Annotated in this window: 17 protein-coding genes; 1 reads left to right on the forward strand and 16 read right to left on the reverse strand. The window is 69.6% G+C overall.

Annotation, left to right across the window (positions count from 1 at the left end; translation table 11 throughout):
- Positions 1-35: 35 nt before the first annotated feature.
- From E3U25_RS07475 to E3U25_RS07490, 4 genes are all read right to left on the reverse strand, one after another.
- Entirely contained in the window at positions 36-341 is a 306-nt protein-coding gene (locus E3U25_RS07475; RefSeq protein WP_036757758.1) for a TehB family protein, read from the reverse strand.
- Positions 338-958: a hypothetical protein gene (locus E3U25_RS07480; RefSeq protein ID WP_116220759.1), complete on the reverse strand. Its 621-nt coding sequence runs from the start codon at positions 956-958 to the stop codon at positions 338-340. Before E3U25_RS07480 ends, E3U25_RS07475 begins: the two co-directional genes overlap by 4 nt.
- Before the next feature lie 3 nt (positions 959-961).
- Entirely contained in the window at positions 962-1,369 is a 408-nt protein-coding gene (locus E3U25_RS07485; RefSeq protein ID WP_114535901.1) for an RrF2 family transcriptional regulator, read from the reverse strand.
- A gap of 143 nt (positions 1,370-1,512) precedes the next feature.
- Positions 1,513-3,735, reverse strand: a complete 2,223-nt coding sequence (locus E3U25_RS07490; RefSeq protein ID WP_116220758.1) for a TonB-dependent receptor family protein — start codon at positions 3,733-3,735, stop codon at positions 1,513-1,515.
- A 311-nt stretch (positions 3,736-4,046) separates the two neighbouring features.
- Here E3U25_RS07490 and E3U25_RS07495 point away from each other — a divergent pair, with 311 nt between their 5' ends.
- Positions 4,047-4,979, forward strand: coding sequence for a sugar-binding transcriptional regulator (locus E3U25_RS07495; protein WP_114535884.1), 933 nt, complete (start codon positions 4,047-4,049; stop codon positions 4,977-4,979).
- A gap of 3 nt (positions 4,980-4,982) precedes the next feature.
- Here E3U25_RS07495 and E3U25_RS07500 read toward each other — a convergent pair whose 3' ends face one another.
- The 12 genes from E3U25_RS07500 to E3U25_RS07555 all read right to left on the reverse strand — a co-directional run bounded on the left by E3U25_RS07500 (position 4,983) and on the right by E3U25_RS07555 (position 16,664).
- Positions 4,983-6,425: an FGGY-family carbohydrate kinase gene (locus tag E3U25_RS07500; protein WP_116220757.1), complete on the reverse strand. Its 1,443-nt coding sequence runs from the start codon at positions 6,423-6,425 to the stop codon at positions 4,983-4,985.
- Positions 6,426-6,440: 15 nt separating this feature from the next.
- Positions 6,441-7,097, reverse strand: a complete 657-nt coding sequence (locus E3U25_RS07505; protein ID WP_116220756.1) for an HAD-IA family hydrolase — start codon at positions 7,095-7,097, stop codon at positions 6,441-6,443.
- A gap of 4 nt (positions 7,098-7,101) precedes the next feature.
- Positions 7,102-8,565, reverse strand: coding sequence for a mannitol dehydrogenase family protein (locus tag E3U25_RS07510; protein WP_116220755.1), 1,464 nt, complete (start codon positions 8,563-8,565; stop codon positions 7,102-7,104).
- Between the two features lie 65 nt (positions 8,566-8,630).
- The gene (locus tag E3U25_RS07515; protein ID WP_036757748.1) at positions 8,631-9,629 is read right to left on the reverse strand and encodes an ABC transporter ATP-binding protein; all 999 of its coding nucleotides are present in this window, start codon (positions 9,627-9,629) and stop codon (positions 8,631-8,633) included.
- 10 nt (positions 9,630-9,639) lie between these two features.
- Positions 9,640-10,470 (reverse strand): carbohydrate ABC transporter permease, encoded by an 831-nt coding sequence (locus tag E3U25_RS07520; protein ID WP_036757746.1) that lies wholly within the window; start codon positions 10,468-10,470, stop codon positions 9,640-9,642.
- 5 nt (positions 10,471-10,475) lie between these two features.
- Positions 10,476-11,345, reverse strand: a complete 870-nt coding sequence (locus E3U25_RS07525; RefSeq protein WP_036757744.1) for a carbohydrate ABC transporter permease — start codon at positions 11,343-11,345, stop codon at positions 10,476-10,478.
- Between the two features lie 99 nt (positions 11,346-11,444).
- A complete protein-coding gene (locus E3U25_RS07530; RefSeq protein WP_036757743.1) occupies positions 11,445-12,752 on the reverse strand; it encodes an ABC transporter substrate-binding protein in 1,308 nt (435 codons plus the stop codon).
- 146 nt (positions 12,753-12,898) lie between these two features.
- On the reverse strand, positions 12,899-13,363 hold the full coding sequence (gene queF / locus E3U25_RS07535) for a preQ(1) synthase (protein ID WP_072463691.1): 465 nt from the start codon (positions 13,361-13,363) through the stop codon (positions 12,899-12,901).
- A gap of 17 nt (positions 13,364-13,380) precedes the next feature.
- Positions 13,381-14,088, reverse strand: a complete 708-nt coding sequence (gene queE / locus E3U25_RS07540) for a 7-carboxy-7-deazaguanine synthase QueE (protein WP_116220754.1) — start codon at positions 14,086-14,088, stop codon at positions 13,381-13,383.
- Complete coding sequence (locus tag E3U25_RS07545; RefSeq protein WP_116220753.1) at positions 14,085-14,438, reverse strand: 6-pyruvoyl trahydropterin synthase family protein; 354 nt, start codon at positions 14,436-14,438, stop codon at positions 14,085-14,087. Before E3U25_RS07545 ends, queE begins: the two co-directional genes overlap by 4 nt.
- On the reverse strand, positions 14,438-15,139 hold the full coding sequence (queC, locus tag E3U25_RS07550; protein ID WP_072463688.1) for a 7-cyano-7-deazaguanine synthase QueC: 702 nt from the start codon (positions 15,137-15,139) through the stop codon (positions 14,438-14,440). The genes E3U25_RS07545 and queC overlap by 1 nt, the downstream gene beginning before the upstream one ends.
- A gap of 94 nt (positions 15,140-15,233) precedes the next feature.
- Positions 15,234-16,664, reverse strand: coding sequence for an alkaline phosphatase D family protein (locus E3U25_RS07555; protein ID WP_116220752.1), 1,431 nt, complete (start codon positions 16,662-16,664; stop codon positions 15,234-15,236).
- Between the last annotated feature and the right edge of the window lie 126 nt (positions 16,665-16,790).

Below are 16,790 nucleotides of genomic sequence, written 5' to 3' on the forward strand. Positions count from 1 at the left end.
CATAGGCCGCCGGGACCGACCGTCCTTGATTTAGGTCAGGCCGGCGCCGCGAAATCCCCCGGCCGGGCGCAGAACTCGATGAAAAACCGCACCGGACCCGCAGCCGCGACCTCGTGCAGCCGCTCGGGGTGGATCAGCGGATGGATGCCCGGTCCCAAGAGCAGTTCGGCCCCGTCGACCAGGTCGCGAAAGACCAGCCCGCCCTCAAGCACATGCAGCCGCGCCCAGGTGCCGGGCCGGGTCGCATGGGCGCGCAAGAGGCCCTTGGGCACGCTGGCCTCGGTGAACTCCGGCGTGCGCCGATAGGGCGCGGCGTCGTCGGGCCAGGCCGGCAGGCTCATGCCGCGGGCCAATCGTAGAGATGGACCAGCTTGGGATCGTCGGCCGCCGCCAGCATCCGTCGCACCCGGTCCTGGAACAGCGCCGCGAAACGGGCCAGCTCGGCCGGCTCGGCCCGCCCCGCGACCGCACGCGGCATCAGCTCGGCCATGGCGGGATCGTGGGGCACATGGCCGGTGTCGATGTCGACGACCACGCCGGCGCCATTGTCGCGCCGGCGCAGCGCCATCACCCCGTCGATCGGCGCCTCGAAGCGCAAGAGCCCGCGGCGCGCGAACAGGTGCCCCGCGCCGATGCCGTGAAAGCCGCCCTCGGCCGCCGCGCCGGTCAGCAGCGTCGCGACCGAGGCGACGACCCCGGTCGTGCCCTGCCCGACGCCGTCGCGCATGTGGACCTCGATGCCGCCGCGTTCGGGCAGGTCGTCGCCGTAAAGCCATTCCAGCCCGGCCAGCGCCATCAGCCAGGCCCCGGCCACCACCGGGCAGGAATGGCCGCAAAGCCGCACGGCGTCAGCATAGCGATAGGTCATCACCCCGTCCTCGGCCGAGCCCAGGAAGCCCGCCAGGGGATCGCGGAGCCGGATCGCCGGCGCATCAGCGAAGAAGGCGGGAAAAACCATGGCTCACTCCTGTTCCTCGGCCAGCAGGTCGGCCAGCGTGCGGTGGTCCATCACTTGCAGGAAGGCGGCCAGCGCGTCGCGGATCGCCGCGTCCAGCGCGCCGGGGCGGTTCGGGTCGCGGATCTCTTCGGGGCCGAAGCATTCGGCGGCGGCCATGTCCGGCTCGGTCACGCGCAGCACCTCGCCCAGGGGCAGCGCGGCGGGGTCGCGCCCCAGCTCCAGCCCGCCCGAGCGGCCGCGGACCGAGTTCAGGAACCCCGCCCGCGTCAGCACGTTCGCCACCTTGGTCAGGTGGCTGCGCGAGATGTCATAGGCAGCGGCCGCCTCTTCGATCGTGACCAGCCGGTCGGGATGCCGCGCCGCATAGATCAGCAGGCGCAGGGCGTAATCCGAAAAGCTGGTCAGTCGCATGCAGGGGGCTTCCTCGATCCGCCCGCACAAAAGCACGGCCCGCGCCAGGCGGTCAATGGCACGCGCCAGGGCCCGGCGCGGCCCGGCCTGGGGCCAGATCCGCGGGGCGGGCGGCGACGGGGCGAAAGCGGCGACCGCCATCATCAGAACCGCAGCCGCGTGCCCAGGTAGAAGGCCCGCCCCTCGCCGGGGATGAAGGCCGCCTGCCCCGCCACCGCCTGGTCCAGCACCAGGGTCGAGGCGGCATAGCGCTCATCGGTCAGGTTCGTGACCTCGACATGGACCGCGGCATTCTCGGTCAGCGCATATTCGGCGCCCAGGTCCACCAGCGCATAGGAATCGTTGAAGACCGTGTTCATGTTGTCCACCGGCGTCCTGCCCGGCACCCAATGCAGCTTGCCGTGCAGCGTCAGCCGCTCGACCGGGCGCCAGTCCAGCGCCAGCGTGACGACGTTGCGCGGCGCGCCGGCGATGCGGTTGTCGCCGCGCAAGGGATCGTCGTCGAAGCGGAAATCCTGCCAGGTCCAGGCCAGCCGCCCCGACAGCGTTTCCGTCAGCTCGCCCGACAGGCCAAGCTCGATCCCGCTGTGCCGCGTCCGCCCGGCATTGACCGAGGCGAGCGTGGCGCCGGTCACGTCGCGCAGCGACAGCAGCTCGTTCTTCAGCCGCGCGTGATAGACGGTCGCATCCCAGGACAGGCGCTGCCATGTCCCGCGCCAGCCCAGCTCCAGCGTGGTCGAGGTCTGCGCCTCCAGATCGGGCGTGGCGAACATGGCCGCAGGCGCGGCGGGATCGGCGGGGTTCGGCCGGCCCGGCCCGCTGTTGGGCGTGCCGCCCACCGTGCCCAGCAGGTCGTCATGGGTCGGCGGCTCGAAGCCGCGCGCCAGCGAGATCCAGGCGAACTGCCCCTCGGCCGGGGCCCAGGACAGGGCCAGCGCCGGGGTGAAGCCGCTATAGCTGCGGTCGTAGCTGGTCGAGGTCGCCGGCACAGCACCATCGGGCAGGCGCATGCCGGGGTTCATCGGGCTGTAGGCCACGGTCGGCCGGGTCGCGGCAGTCCAGCGATCCTCGCTTTCGCGGCTGGCATGGTTGAAGGCGATCGAGGGCGACAGGGTGAAGCCGCCCCATGGCAGGTTCGCCCCGGCAAAGATGGACAGCGTATCGGCCGTCAGGCGGTTGCGGCCGAAGGCCGGGCCGCGCGCGCCGCCCAGGTTGTGGTCATAGTCGCGGTCGGCCTTGCCGAAGGACCAGGTCAGCCCGGTCTCGAACAGCGGCAATTCCCCCTCGCCCAGCCGGCTGTAGCGCGCGGTCAGCGTGGCGTCGCTGCCCTCGGTGTCGCGGAACCCGGCCGAGATCGGAAAGGCGAAGCTGTCGTCGGTCCGCGACAGGCTCAGGCCGAAGTCATAGATGTTCTCGCCGCGCTCCAGCGTCGTGCGCGCGCCTGCCAGGGTCTGGCGGGTGTCGCGCCGCGGCTGGTCGCGCAGCACGTTCGGTCCCGGACCGACCGCATTGCCTCCGACGATCACCGGGCCGGCATGGTTGCTTTCGGGATCGTTCTGGATCGCGTCCCAGGTCAGCGGCCCGGCCACGTCGAATTCCAGGTCGGTATGGCTGAAGAACAGCCGCGTCACCGCCTCGCCGGTCTGCAGGGTGACGTTGCCGCCGATGGCGCTGCGGCGCGAGCCGTTGTAGTCGCGATAGCCGTCCTTCTGCGCATGTTCGAAGCGCAGCAGCACATCGGCCCGCTCGCCGTCGATGCCATAGCTGCCCGCGACCTCGCCCCGCCCGAAGCTACCGCCGCCGAAGCTGAGCCGCACCCCCGGCGCCGTCGCCCCCGAGGGCGAGGCGAAGTTGATCGCGCCGCCCAGCACGTTGGCGCCGATGCGGTTGGCCGCGGCGCCGCGAAACACCTCGATGCTCTCGGCCTGGCCCGGCGCGGCAAGGCCCACGACATAGGAGCCGTCGGCGCGGTTCACCGGCATCCCGTCCTGAAGGATCAGCAAGCCGCGCTCGGCCGGGTTCTGCTGCAGGCCCGAGCCGCGGATCTGGATGCGCGGCTGGTCGTTGCCGCCGAAGAATTCCTGCACGACCACGCCCGGCACCTCGGAAAGCGAGTCGGCCAGCGTCGGCGCCGCCTCGCCCATGGCCTCGCTGCGGTCGATCAGCGTGACCGCGCCGGGCGTCGCCTCGAAGCGCCGCGCGGTGGTGTCGGCGCGGATCTCGATCTCGTCCAGCACGATCACCGCGCCGGGCGCGGCCGATTGCGCCAGGGCGGCCCCGGCCTGCAAGGACAGCCCGGCCGCCGCCAGCCCAGTCAGGGCGGGGATCATTCGCGCAAAGCGTTTCGTCTTGTCGTCAGCGTCCATGTCGGCACGTCCTTGATCTTCCCGCAGGGGACAGCGCCCACGGCAATGCGCGGCGCGAGGGTGGCAATGAGACGGCTGGCACAGGGCTTGCGATGCGGCATAGCGGCGGCGGGCATGGGCTGCGGGCGCGCCGGGATGACCCCGCCTGCATAGGCCGATCAAACATGAATGTGAAGGTCATATTTTATCCGGGGCGCTTTTGCCGCAGCCCCGGCCCGCGCGGGGTGCGCTGGACAGCCGGGCCGCAGGCACGCTACACAGGAACCGCAAAAGCGACCCGAACCAGCGCGAAAGACGGAAAAGCCCCATCCATGTCGAACCAGGGCCGGAAACTGGAACAGGCGGCCAAGGCGGCGTGGCTTTCCTATGTCGCGGGCAAGACCCAGGACGAGATCGCGGGGATCATGGGCATCTCGCGCCAGACCGCGCAGCGCCTGGTGGCGCAGGCCATGGCCGAGGGCATCGTCAAGATCCGCATCGACCATCCCTTTGCGCATTGCATGGATATTGCCGCCGGATTGCAGCGCAAATACGCGCTGGCGTTCTGCCAGATCGCCCCTTCGGACGCCCCCGAGGCCGGGGTGGCGCTGATGCTGGCCGATGCGATCGAGCAATGGCTGCGCCGCCCCGAGCCGATGACCATGGCCATCGGCACCGGCCGCACCCTGCGCAGCGCCATCGCGCAATTGCCGCACATCGACTGCCCGCAGCACCGCATCGTCTCGCTGACCGGCAATATCGCGCCCGACGGCTCGACCGCCTATTACAACGTGCTGTTCACGCTTTCGGACCTGGTGACAGCGCGCAGCTTTCCCCTGCCCTTGCCGGTCATCGCCCCCAGCGTGCGCGAGCGGCAGGCGGTCAACGGCCAGCCCAGCATCGAGCGGCTGATCCGCATGTCGGCCGAGGCCGCGGTGGCCTTTGTCGGCATCGGCACGGTGGGCGCGCGCGCGCCGCTGATGCTGGACGGGTTCCTGTCGCAGCCCGACCTGGACGCGCTGGTCGCGGCCGGCGCGGTGGGCGAGATCACCGGCTGGGCCTATGACGCGCAGGGCGCGCTGGTGCCTGGGCTCAGCAACGACCGCGTGGCCTCGGCCCCGATCCCCCCGCGCGAGACGACGCTGGTCATCGGCGCCGCCCATGGTGTCGAAAAGGTGCCGGCGATCCGCGGCGCGCTGCGCGGCGGGCTGGTCAGCGGGCTGATCACCGATGCCGAGACCGGGGCGGCGCTGCTGGCCGATTGACCCCTACATCGCCGCGATCTCGGCGCGCTGCTGCTGCATGCGCAGGAAGATGCGCCAGTCCCGCTCGCGCCGGGCGCGGGCGGCGGGCTCGGGGCGGGTGATCTCGACCGGGCGGGCGAAGCGTGCCCGCGCCGCGCGGATGCCGCCCAGAAGCGGCGCTGCGGCGGCGATGGCGGTGCCGCGCAGCACCGCATCCTCGGGCTGCCAGTGGATCTCGGCCCCGATGGCATCGGCATAGAGCTGGCGCAGCAGGGCCGAGCGCGCCTGCCCCCCGGCCATGGCCAGCGCGGCGGGCGCCAGCCCCATATGGGCGATGACCTGCCGCGTCCCCAAGGCGATGCCCACCGCCGCGCGCCAATACAGTGCGTCCAGCGCCTGCGGGCTGCGCTCCAGCGTCAGGCCGTGGATCGCGCCGCGCAGCAGCGGATCGGCAAAGGGCGTGCGGCTGCCCTTGATGTCGGGCAGGACATGCAGGTCCGGCTCGGGCTCGGGATCGGCGGCGATCCGGGCCAGGATGTCGTCATGGCCCGCAGGCTGCGGGTAAAGCCCGCGCACCCGCTCCAGCAGCGCGCCGGTGGCGGACTGGCCGCCCTCGCTGACGCTTTCGCCGGGCAGGATCGCGCCCGGATAGGGCCCCCACAGCGCCGCGCGCGGCGCGAGCCCCGTCGCCATGACGCAATTCGAGGTGCCGGCGATCAGCGCCGGCATCTCCGGTGCCGCGCCGAGCGCGCCGGCAAAGGCGTCGATCAGCCCGGCGGCGACCAGCGTCTCGGGCTCCAGCCCCAGCTCGGCCGCGCCTTGCGGCGACAGCGGGCCGATGCGCGTGCCGGGCGGCAGCACCGGGCCGGGGCGCGGGAAATCGGCGATCCCGGCCCGGTCCAGCAAGTCCTGCTGCCAGCCGCCGCGGTCGGGCAGCCAGGGCCATTTTGCCGCCGCGGCGCAAAGCGAACGCGCCTCGATGCCGGTGGCGCGAAAGGCCAGGTGGTCGCAAAGGTCGCGCACGCCCGTCAGCGCCGCCCAGACCTCGGGCCTGTGGCGGCGAAGCCACATCAGCTTCGGCGTCTGCATCTCGGGCGAGACCGAGCCGCCGGCCCGCGCGACGATCTCATGCGGGATGCGGCTCAGTTCGGCCGCCTCGGCCACGGCGCGGTGGTCGTGCCAGGCGATCACGTCGGGGGCAAAGCCCGGCGCCTCGACCACCAGCGAGCAGGTGGCGTCAAAGGCCAGCGCGCCGACCTGCGCCGGGCTGGCGCCGGCCTGCCGCCGCGCCTCGGCAAGGGCCTCGGCCACGGCCCGCCAGATCTCGGCGAAATCGTGCATGGCTTGCCGGTCGGGCCCCGGAAGGGTGGCGAAGCCGCGGCTTGCGCGGGCGACCAGCCGGCCGTTGGGGGTGAAAAGCCCCGCTCGCGCGCGGGCCGAGCCCACATCCACGGCCCCGATCAGCACGCCGATTCCCCTTCCCTAGCCCAGACCGGCCAAAGTCTTGGGCAAATCCCGCGCCTGGTCAATCAGCGCATCGGGGGCCAGCGCCGCCAGCTTTTCGGCCAGGCGCGCGGGGGCGGCATGGCTGCCGCCCAGAAAGCCGATCACCCGCATCCCCGCCGCGCGGGCGGCGCGCAGCCCGGCCGGGCTGTCCTCGATCACCACGCAATCGGCCGGGGCGATGCCCAGGTGCCGGGCGGCGAACAGGAACAGGTCGGGCTCGGGCTTGCCGCGCGCCACCTGCGTCGCGGAATAGACATGCGGCCCGAACAGCGGCGCAAGCCCGGTCAGCGACAGCGACAGCTGCAGCCGCTCGGGCGCGCTGGACGAGGCCACGGCGCGCGGCCCCGAGAGTTGCGCCAGCGCCTCGGCCATGCCGGGCACCGGGCGCAATTCGCGGCGAAAACGCAGCGCCAGGGCCTCGGCATAGCCGGGCAGCGCCGGGCCCAGGTCCACGCCCTGGTCCCGCGCCGCCTCGACGATGGTCGAAAAGGAACGGCCCAGGAACTCGTCATAGATGCGGGCGCGGGTGATCGGCGCGCCCAGCCCTTGCAGCAGCGCCTCGATCTCGGCCGCGGCCAGGGGCTCGGAATCGACCAGCACCCCGTCGCAGTCGAAGATCAGCCCGCGCGCCAAGCCCTCAGCCCTTGAGATAGGCGTCGAGCGTCGCGCGCGTGCCCTTGTCCCACAGCATGGCGAGCCAGCGGGCAAAGGGTTCGGCCAGGCGCGGATCGCGGCCGGTCTCGCCATAGATCTCGGCCATGTCGAGCCAGGCCGAGGGGTCGGTCCGGGCCGCCTGCGCCACCTGCACCAGCCGGTCCCAGTTCGGATCGTTCGGCTCGATCACGGCGCCACTGTCGCTGGTGCCGGCGCAATAGCGGCACCAGAGCGCCGATTCCAGCGCCAGCCCATCCACGGGCAACCCGCGCTCAAGCCGATGCGCGATGGTCGGCACGATGAACTTGGGCTGCCGGTTCGAGCCGTCCAGGCACAGCCGGCGCACCGTGTCGCCGATCTTGGGATTGGCGCAGCGCTCGGCCACCTTGGCGAAATAGGCTTGCAGGTCGGTGCCGGGCACCGGCGGCACGGCGGGGATGATCTCGTCCGCCTCGATCTTTTCCAGGAAGGCGCGGACCTGCGCGTCCTCCATCGCCTCGTGCACGAAATGGATGTCCAGAAGCCCGGCCGGATAGGCGATCACCGCATGGCCGCCGTTCAGGATGCGGATCTTCATCAGTTCCCATGGCGTCACGTCGGCGACGAACTCGACGCCGGCTTTCTCAAGCGGCGGCCGGCCGGCGGGGAAGTTGTCCTCCAGCACCCATTGGATGAAATCCTCGCAAAAGACCGGGGCCTCGTCCTGGATGCCGAAATCCTCGCGCACCATGCGGCGTTCGCGGTCGCTGGTGGCCGGGGTGATGCGGTCCACCATGGCGTTCGGAAAGGCCACGGTCGCGGCGATCCACCCCGCCAGTTCCGGGTCCGACAGCCGCGCGGTTTCCACGACCGCCTCGCAGGTGACGTTGCCGTTATGCGGGATGTTGTCGCAGCACATGACGGTGAAGGGCGCGTGCCCCGCCGCGCGGCGCGCCCTGAGCCCCGCGACGATCAGGCCGAAGACGGTCTGCGGCGCGTCGGGATTGGCCGCATCGGCGGCGATGGCGGGATGCGCCCTGTCGAAATGCCCGGTGGCGGCGTCGATGAAATAGCCGCCCTCGGTAATGGTCAGCGCCACGATGCGGATCGCCGGATCGGCCAGCGCGGCGATCACCCGCCCATGGTCGCCGGGCGCGATATAGTCCACGATCGGCCCCAGCACCCGCGCGTCCGAGCGGGAGGCCGATTGCTCGACCAGCGTATAGAGGTAATCCTGCGCGGCCAGCGTGTCGCGCATCCGCGCATCGCCCGGCATGACGCCGGCGCCGATGATGGCGAAGTCCTGCGCCAGCCCCATGTTCATCAGCCGGTCCAGATAGGCGGCCTGGTGGGCACGGAAGAAATTGCCGACGCCGAAATGCAGGATGCCGGGGCGCAGGGCGGCGCGGTCATAGCCCGGCACCGGCTGGCCGAGGCGGTCAAGGGTCTGGTTGGAAAGCCTGTCCATCCGAATTCATCCCGGTTCTGATCTGTGAGGATGGGGCCGCGGCGGCGACCCCGACGGGGCTGCCGTCAAAGCGCCAGCCCCTGCTGATCGAAGCGATAGACCCGGCCTTCCTGCGGGGTCAGCCAGATGCGGTCGCCGTGGTCCACCGGGAACTCGCCCGCCGCCCGCGCGACGATGGGGGTGCCGCCGTCCAGTTCGACATGCAGGAAGGTGTCCGAGCCCAGATGCTCGGCCACGCCCACCGTGCCGGCAAAGGCGCCGTCGGTGGTGGACATGGCAAAATGCTCGGGGCGCACGCCGATGGCATGGGCGCCCAGGCGCGCCGCGGCCTCGCCCTCGATGAAGTTCATGTTCGGGCTGCCGATGAAGCCCGCGACGAAGCGGTTGGCGGGCTTGCGGTAAAGCTCCAGCGGGCTGCCCACCTGCTCGACCCGGCCGGCGCGCAGGACGACGATCTTGTCGGCCATGGTCATCGCCTCGACCTGGTCGTGGGTGACATAGACCATGGTCGTCGCCAGCTTCTTGTGCAGCTCGGAAATCTCGACCCGCATGTTCACCCGCAGCGCCGCGTCGAGGTTCGACAAGGGCTCGTCGAAGAGGAAGGCCGAGGGCTCGCGCACGATGGCCCGGCCGATGGCGACGCGCTGGCGCTGGCCGCCCGACAGCTGGCCGGGACGGCGGTCCAGGTAATCGGTCAGGTTCAGGATACCGGCCGCGTGCTGGACGCGCCGCTCCTGCTCGGCCGCCGCCATGCCGGCCATCTTCAGCGGAAAGGCGATGTTCTTCCTGACCGACATATGCGGGTAAAGCGCATAGGACTGGAACACCATCGCCAGCTTGCGCTGCGAGGGCGGCGCATGGGTCACGTCCCGCCCGTCGATCATGATCTGGCCCGAGGTCACGTCCTCGAGCCCGGCGATCAGCCGCAGCAGCGTGGACTTGCCGCAGCCCGAGGGGCCGACGAAGACGACGAACTCGCCGTCGTTGATTTCCAGATCGACGCCCGGAATGACCTCGACATCGCCAAAGCTCTTGCGGACCTGTTGAAGCGTGATGCTACCCATGGTTTCCTCCTTATTTCACCGCGCCGAAGGTCAGGCCGCGCACGAGTTGCTTCTGGCTGAACCAGCCGAGGATCAGGATCGGGGCGATGGCCATGGTCGAGGCCGCCGAAAGTTTCGCGTAAAAGAGCCCCTCGGGGCTGGAATAGCTGGCGATGAAGGTCGTCAGCGGCGCCGCCCTGGAGGTGGTCAGGTTCAGCGTCCAGAACGCCTCGTTCCAGGCCAGGATGACGTTCAGCAGCAGGGTCGAGGCGATGCCGGGGACCGCCATCGGCGTCAGCACATGCAGGATCTCCTTCATCAGGCTGGCGCCGTCCATCCGCGCCGCCTCGAGGATCTCGGACGGGATCTCGCGGAAATAGGTATAGAGCATCCAGGTGATGATCGGCAGGTTGATGAGCATCAGCACGACGGTGATGCCCAGCCGCGTATCCAGAAGGCCCCAGGACCGGAACAGCAGATACATCGGGATCAGCACGCCCGCGGCCGGCATCATCTTGGTCGACAGCATCCACATCAGCAGATCCTTGGTCCGCTTGGCCGGCTGGAAGGCCATCGACCAGGCGGCCGGAATGGCGATCAGCAGGCCCAAGAGCGTCGAGCCGACCGAGATGATGACCGAGTTCATGAAATGCCGGAAATAGGGCGAGCGGGACTGCACCTCGGCATAGTTTTCGGTCGTCCAGTCGAAGAACAGGAACTTGGGCGGGCTGGCGATGGCATCGGCCTCGGACTTGAAGCTGGTCAGGATCGTCCACAGGATCGGGAAGAAGATCAGCAGCGCCACGCCCCAGGCCAGGATGGTGAAGGTCCAGCGGCGGCTATTCGTGACTTTGCGGGCCATGGTTCTTACTCCAGCGTCTTGCCGATCATCCGCATCAGGAAGATCGCGACGATATTGGCAAGGATGACGGCAATGATGCCCCCGGCGGATGCGCCGCCCACGTCGAATTGCAGCAGCGCCTGGCTATAGACCAGATAGGTCAGGTTGGTGGACTGGTAGCCGGGGCCGCCGTTGGTCGTGACCAGGATCTCGGCAAAGACCGAAAGCAGGAAGATGGTCTCGATCAGGATCACCACGGTGATGGCGCGCGACAGGTGCGGCAGGATCAGGTGGGTGAACTTGGCCCAGGTGCCGGCGCCGTCCATCTCGGCCGCCTCCATCTGCTCGCTGTCCAAGGATTGCAGCGCGGTCAGCAGGATCAGCGTGGCAAAGGGCAGCCATTGCCAGGCGACGATCAGGATGATCGACAGCAGCGGATACTGTGCCAGAAAGTCGATGGGCTGCGCCCCCACCGCCTTGGCGAGCCAGGCGAAAAGCCCGTTGACCGGGTTCATGAACATGTTCTTCCACACCAGCGCCGAGACGGTCGGCATGATGAAGAAGGGCGCGATCACCAGGATGCGCACCACGCCCTGCCCGAACATCGGCTGGTCCAGCAGCAAGGCCAGCAGGATGCCGCCGCCGACGGTGATGACCAGCACGCCCCCGACCAGCAGCAGCGTGTTCTGCATCGCCGTCCAGAAAGCGGGATCGGACAGGAAATACTTGTAGTTGGTCCAGCCGATGAACTGTTCCATGCCGGGCGAGAGCAGGTTGTAGCTCTGGAAGCTGAACCACAGCGTCATGGCCAGCGGCACGATCATCCAGCCCAGCAGCAGCAGGACCGAGGGCGCGACCATCAGGCGCGCGAGTGTTTTCTGATGTCGGGTAGCCATCGGCGCGCCTCCCACGCGAGCGATGAGGGTTCGGATTGCGGCAGGGGCCGGGCTTGCCGCCCCCTGCGCCGTTTCGCGGCCGTCAGGCCGGGCCGGGCGTCACTTGGGATAGCCGGCCTTGGCCATCTCGCGCTCGGCGATCTGCTGGGCCATCTGCAACGCCTGGTCGACGCTGGCCTGCCCGGCCAGGGCGGCCGAGAATTGCTGGCCGACCGCGGTGCCAAGCGCCTGGAACTCGGGGATGCCCACCCATTGCGTGCCGATATAGGGCACCTCGACGGTGGTCGGGTTCTTCAGGTCGGCCGACATGATGCTGTCCAGCGTCGGCTTGGCAAAGGGCGCGGCCTCAAGATAGGCGGGGTTCTCGTAAAGCGAAGTCCGGGTGCCGGGCGGGACGTTCGCCCAGCCCTCTTCCGCCGCGACCTGCTCGGTGTAAGCCTTGGAGGTTGCCCAGGCGACGAATTTCTTCGCGGCATCCGGCGCGTCGGTCGAGGACGGAACCGCCAGCGTCCAGGCCCAGAGCCACATCTGCGGCTTCTCGCCCTCGGGGGCCAGCGCATAGCCCACCTTGTCGGCAACGGTCGAGTCCTTGGGGTTCGACACGAAGCTGGCGGCCACGGTGGCGTCGATCCACATGCCGCATTTGCCGGTCTGGAACAGCGCCAGGTTCTCGTTGAAGCCGTTCGACGAGGCGCCGGGCGGGCCGGCCTCGTTCATGACGGCGACGTAATCGGTCAGCGCCTTCTTCCAGGCCTCGCCCGAGAATTGCGGCTTCCATTCCATGTCGAACCAGGGCGCGCCGTAGCTGGCGCCCATCGAGGTCAGGAAGGCCATGTTCTCGCCCCAGCCGGCCTTGCCGCGCAGGCAGATGCCATAGACCTCGGCCGATTTGTCGGTCATCTTGCGCGCCGCGTCGAAGACGAAGTCCCAGGTCGGGCGCTCGGGCATTTCCAGCCCGGCCTTTTCCATCAGGTCGGTGCGATACATGATCATCGCGGATTCGCCATAGAAGGGCGCGGCGTAAAGCTTGCCGTCCAGCGACAACCCCTCGGCGATGGGGGGCAGGATGTCGGCGGCGTCGTAATCCTCGCCCATGTCCTCGAGCGCGAGCAGCCAGCCCTGCTTGGCCCAGATCGGCACCTCGTAATTGCCGACGGTCACGATGTCGTATTGCCCGCCCTTGGTGGCGATGTCGGTGGTGACGCGCTGGCGCAGCACGTTCTCTTCCAGCGTCACCCATTCCAGCTGGATGTCCGGGTTCGCATCGGTGAACGGCTTGGTCATCTTCTGCATGCGGATCATGTCGCCATTGTTCACGGTGGCGATGGTCAGCGTCTCGGCCACTGCAGGCACCGCCAGCGCCGTCATGGCGCAGGCCCCCATCAGGCCGCGCAGCATCATGCTCATTCGATTGTCCTCCCCTGCGGATCAGCATTTGCTAATGCGATGGGCAAATGCTCACATACTCGCAGCCGGGCTGTCAAGCGAAATCGGCGCGGCCCGATACTCCGGGACCGCGCCGACCGATAGTTTCTTGCAGGGATGGGTGGGGTTCAGCCGCGGCCGCGATAGGGCGGCACGCCTTGGTCGGGGATCCAGACCGCCTCGGGCATGGGGCCGGTCTGCCAGAACACGTCGATGGGCATGCCGCCGCGCGGATACCAGTAGCCGCCGATGCGCAGCCAGCGCGGCTTGAGGAACCCGGCCAGCCGCCGGCCGATCGAGACGGTGCAATCCTCGTGGAAAGCGCCGTGATTACGGAAGCTTCCAAGGTAAAGCTTCAGCGATTTCGATTCGACCAGCCAGTCGCCCGGCACATAGTCGATAACCAGATGCGCGAAATCCGGCTGCCCCGTCATCGGGCAGAGCGAGGTGAACTCGGGCGCGGTGAAGCGCACGTTATAGGCCACGTCGGCCTGCGGGTTCTGCACCCGCTCCAGCTCGGCCTGGTCGGGGCTTTCGGGCAGCCGGGTGGCGCCGCCCAATTGCTTGAGGCCGCTGTAGATCGTCTCGGTCATGGTTTCCCTCCGGGATGTCAGACGCCGCGCCGGTTGCCCCAGATCAGGACATGCAGCTGCGGCAGGATGCGCGGTTTCAGCCAGCCGCGGCCGACCGTGTTCTCGACCAGCCACAGCAGCCGGTCGGCCAGGGCCTGCGGATCGACCGGCAGGGCGGGGTCGGTCTCGGGGTTGCCGGGTTGCAGGTAAAGCGGCAGGTCGGGATGGCGGGCGGCGGCCTCGTGCGCCCAGTCCAGGTCGGCCTGGTCGAAGATCACGATCTTCAGCACCCGCTGCCCCGCGCCCTCGCCCGCCTGCACACAGCGGTCCAAGGCGTCCCAATCGACCACCTGCCCGCTTGACGGCGGTTTCGGCGACAGCACCAGCATGGCGAGATCCGCGAACCAGGGCTGCGCGACCGAGCCCTGCGTTTCGCAGGCAAAGCGATAGCCGGCCGCCCGCCCCAGCGCGATCAGCGGGGCGAAGTCCTGGATAGCCGGATTGCCGCCGGACAGCGAGACGGTCAGCGGCTGGTCGCCGGACAGGCGCCGCACCTCGGCCCAGACCGCCTCGGCGCTCATCGGCCGCCATTCGTGGCGGTGGCGGCTCTCCACCGCGTGCGGGCTGTCGCACCAGACGCAACGATAATCGCAGCCCCCCGCCCGGACGAAGACCGTGGGCTCGCCGATCAGCGCGCCCTCGCCCTGGATGGTCGGGCCGAAGATTTCCGCGATGCGCAGCGTCATGGCCGATACTCGGCCCAGGTCTTGGGCGTTTCCGAGACCCGGACCGCCACCGTCTCGGGCCAGCGCGCCTTGCACCAGTCATGGAAATGCCGCGCCATGTTCTCGGCGGTCGAGGGGCCGTCCAGCACCTCGTTCAGGTGGCGATGGTCGAAATGCGTGTCGATGTAATGCTTCAGCGGCACAAGCTCGTGATAGTCGCGCACGAAACCGTCGGCGTTCAGTTCCGCGGCGGCCAGCTCGACCACCACGACATAATTGTGCCCGTGCAGCCGGGCGCATTGGTGGTCCGGCGGCAGATGCGCAAGCTGGTGCGAGGCCGAGAAATGGAACTCCTTCGCGATGCGGAACATCAGGCCCGCCCCCGTTCCGCAATGGCCTGCCGCCAGAAATCCGCATCCTCATAGGCGGTCGGGTCGGGGATGCCGGCCAGGTGGAAGGCCTCGCGCCGCTCGACGCAGGTGCCGCAGCGCCCGCAATGGACCGCCCCGCCCTTGTAGCAGGACCAGGTTTCGGCAAAGGGCGTGCCGTGGCGCGCGCCCTCGGCCACGATGTCGGCCTTGGTCCGATGCACGAAGGGGGTCAGCAGCCGCAACTGCGCATAGCCGTCGAGCGCGGCGTCCTGCATGTGCTGGAACGCCTCGGTGAAGGCGGGGCGGCAGTCGGGATAGATGAAATGATCGCCGCCATGCACGGCGGTCGCCACCGCCTCGTCGCCCATCGCCGCCGCCATGCCGAAGGCGATGGTCAGCATGATGGCGTTGCGGTTCGGGACCACGGTGATGCGCATGGTTTCCTCGGCATAATGCCCGTCCGGCACCTCGGCCCCGCCAGTCAGGGCCGAGCCGGTCAGCACCGCCCCCACCCCGCGCATGTCGATGACGTGATGCGGCACGCCCAGCCGCCGGGCGGCGGCGGCGGCAAAATCCAGCTCCTTGCGGTGGCGCTGGCCGTAGTCGAAGGAGATCAGGCGCGTCAGGCTCCCTTGCGCCGCGACCATATGCGCCAGCGACACGGAATCGAGTCCGCCCGAGCAGACAACTGTCGTCTTCATGATGTGACCCTTGTTTTGATGACCGGGTAGGCTGCGACCGGTATGGGCGCCCGACATAGCGGGCTTTGGCGGGCGGCGCAACCGCCCGCCGGGGTCAGTCGGACAGATCCAGCGCCGGGGTCTCGCCGCTGTCCTCCAGGTGCCAGACCGCCTGCCAGCGCCCGTCCTGGCGGGCCAGGGTCAGGTAGTTCCGTTCCGCCACATAGCGGTGGCGCTGGCCGGGGAGCGGGTGGATGCGGATCGGATGGCGGGGCAAGGGCGCCTCGCCCAGCCCCGCGAACAGCCCCAGCGCGCGGGCATAGGCCTGCGGCGGCGCGCGATGCGAGATGCCCGAGGCGACCAGCTGATGCACCCGCTGCGCCTCCGGCCCCATGACGGCGCGGGTCGCCAGATGGATCTCGCCCGACAGCGCGGTGACATGGGCACGGGTGCGCCATTTCAGCACCTCGCCCAGCATCCGCCGCCATTCGGCGCGATGCGCGCGGCTTTGCCACTGGTCGCGCAGGTCGTCCTCGTAATGCTGCATGCGCGGCATGGCCATCATCACCCGCTCCAGCAGCGACAGGCGGGGACCCAGCAGCGGCACGCTGGAGACCAGGAACACCTGCTCGCCCTGCGGCGCCAGCGCCTCGACCGCCTGCCAGCCGGCGGGCCCCATGATGCGATGGCGGTGGCGTTCCGAGCGCAGGTCGGGCGCGGCGATGGTCAGGCCGGGCAGCTCGCGCTTCCAGCTGAGGCTCGCGCCCGAGGCATCCAGGAACAGCTCGGGAATGTCGCTTTCGACCGCGCCGTGCTGGAACAGCAGATAGGTTTCGCGCGCGACGGCGAACAGGGTCTGGCCCACGGCCGAGCGGCTGCGCTTCTCGGGCAGCGAGCCCCAGCCGTCGCAGATGTCATGGTCGTCCCAGACCGACAACGCCGGCACCTGCGCCGCCATCGCGGCATAGCCCGGCGCCTGCAGCACATGCAGATAGCGGGCGACGAAGCGGCGGCGCAGATGCGCGGCCAGATCGGCAAGCTGGGCGGGATCCTCCACCTGCGGCACCTTGTCGGGCCAGTCCTGGCTCAGCGGATGGCCCTGCGTCGCCTCGTCGGCATAGATCTGGTCCCCGCCCTGCAACAGCAACGCAAAGGGCGCCTGGGCATGGTCGTGCGCCAGCCGCGTCCACATCAGGTTGCGCTCGGCGCCGTCGCGGTCCAGATCGCCGTTCTCCTCGCCGTTGCAAGAGACGAAGGCCAGGCGCAGGTCGCCCGACAGATCGGTCGCGACCGCGTGAAAACGGCCCTCGAACTCATAGCCGCGATCCGCCGGGGTCAGGGTGAAATCGTGGCGCCAGGCGGCGATGCCGGCGATCTCGGCGATGCGGCGCGGCGGTATTTCGCTGCCGGACAGGCGGATCGGCGGCGGCGCGGGCTCGTCCTTCGGCCGGATGACGATGGCCGCCAGCCGGATGCCCTGCCCCGCCATGCCGCGGAAATGCAGGATCGGCCCCGCCCGGCCGGGTTGCTGCGCCTCGTCCATCATTCAACCTGTCCCTTTCGCATTGCAGCGAGGGATATAGGTGCGGCGCGGCCAAGCGCAAACCGGACCGGCGGCGAACCGCGGCCCCGGTGCCGGCGTTGGTCCCGAAAGGCAGCGCAGGAGCCGGCG

Source organism: Paracoccus versutus, from assembly GCF_029909795.1.
GTDB lineage: Bacteria > Pseudomonadota > Alphaproteobacteria > Rhodobacterales > Rhodobacteraceae > Paracoccus > Paracoccus versutus.

What these genes read in the sequence shown, in the direction of transcription:
- E3U25_RS07475 (WP_036757758.1), bottom strand. Translation starts at nt 341, where the DNA reads ATGAGCCTGCCGGCCTGGCCCGACGACGCCGCGCCCTATCGGCGCACG.
- E3U25_RS07480 (WP_116220759.1), bottom strand. Translation starts at nt 958, where the DNA reads ATGGTTTTTCCCGCCTTCTTCGCTGATGCGCCGGCGATCCGGCTCCGC.
- E3U25_RS07485 (WP_114535901.1), bottom strand. Translation starts at nt 1,369, where the DNA reads ATGCGACTGACCAGCTTTTCGGATTACGCCCTGCGCCTGCTGATCTAT.
- E3U25_RS07490 (WP_116220758.1), bottom strand. Translation starts at nt 3,735, where the DNA reads ATGGACGCTGACGACAAGACGAAACGCTTTGCGCGAATGATCCCCGCC.
- E3U25_RS07495 (WP_114535884.1), top strand. Translation starts at nt 4,047, where the DNA reads ATGTCGAACCAGGGCCGGAAACTGGAACAGGCGGCCAAGGCGGCGTGG.
- E3U25_RS07510 (WP_116220755.1), bottom strand. Translation starts at nt 8,565, where the DNA reads ATGGACAGGCTTTCCAACCAGACCCTTGACCGCCTCGGCCAGCCGGTG.
- E3U25_RS07515 (WP_036757748.1), bottom strand. Translation starts at nt 9,629, where the DNA reads ATGGGTAGCATCACGCTTCAACAGGTCCGCAAGAGCTTTGGCGATGTC.
- E3U25_RS07520 (WP_036757746.1), bottom strand. Translation starts at nt 10,470, where the DNA reads ATGGCCCGCAAAGTCACGAATAGCCGCCGCTGGACCTTCACCATCCTG.
- E3U25_RS07525 (WP_036757744.1), bottom strand. Translation starts at nt 11,345, where the DNA reads ATGGCTACCCGACATCAGAAAACACTCGCGCGCCTGATGGTCGCGCCC.
- E3U25_RS07530 (WP_036757743.1), bottom strand. Translation starts at nt 12,752, where the DNA reads ATGAGCATGATGCTGCGCGGCCTGATGGGGGCCTGCGCCATGACGGCG.
- queF (WP_072463691.1), bottom strand. Translation starts at nt 13,363, where the DNA reads ATGACCGAGACGATCTACAGCGGCCTCAAGCAATTGGGCGGCGCCACC.
- queE (WP_116220754.1), bottom strand. Translation starts at nt 14,088, where the DNA reads ATGACGCTGCGCATCGCGGAAATCTTCGGCCCGACCATCCAGGGCGAG.
- E3U25_RS07545 (WP_116220753.1), bottom strand. Translation starts at nt 14,438, where the DNA reads ATGTTCCGCATCGCGAAGGAGTTCCATTTCTCGGCCTCGCACCAGCTT.
- queC (WP_072463688.1), bottom strand. Translation starts at nt 15,139, where the DNA reads ATGAAGACGACAGTTGTCTGCTCGGGCGGACTCGATTCCGTGTCGCTG.
- E3U25_RS07555 (WP_116220752.1), bottom strand. Translation starts at nt 16,664, where the DNA reads ATGATGGACGAGGCGCAGCAACCCGGCCGGGCGGGGCCGATCCTGCAT.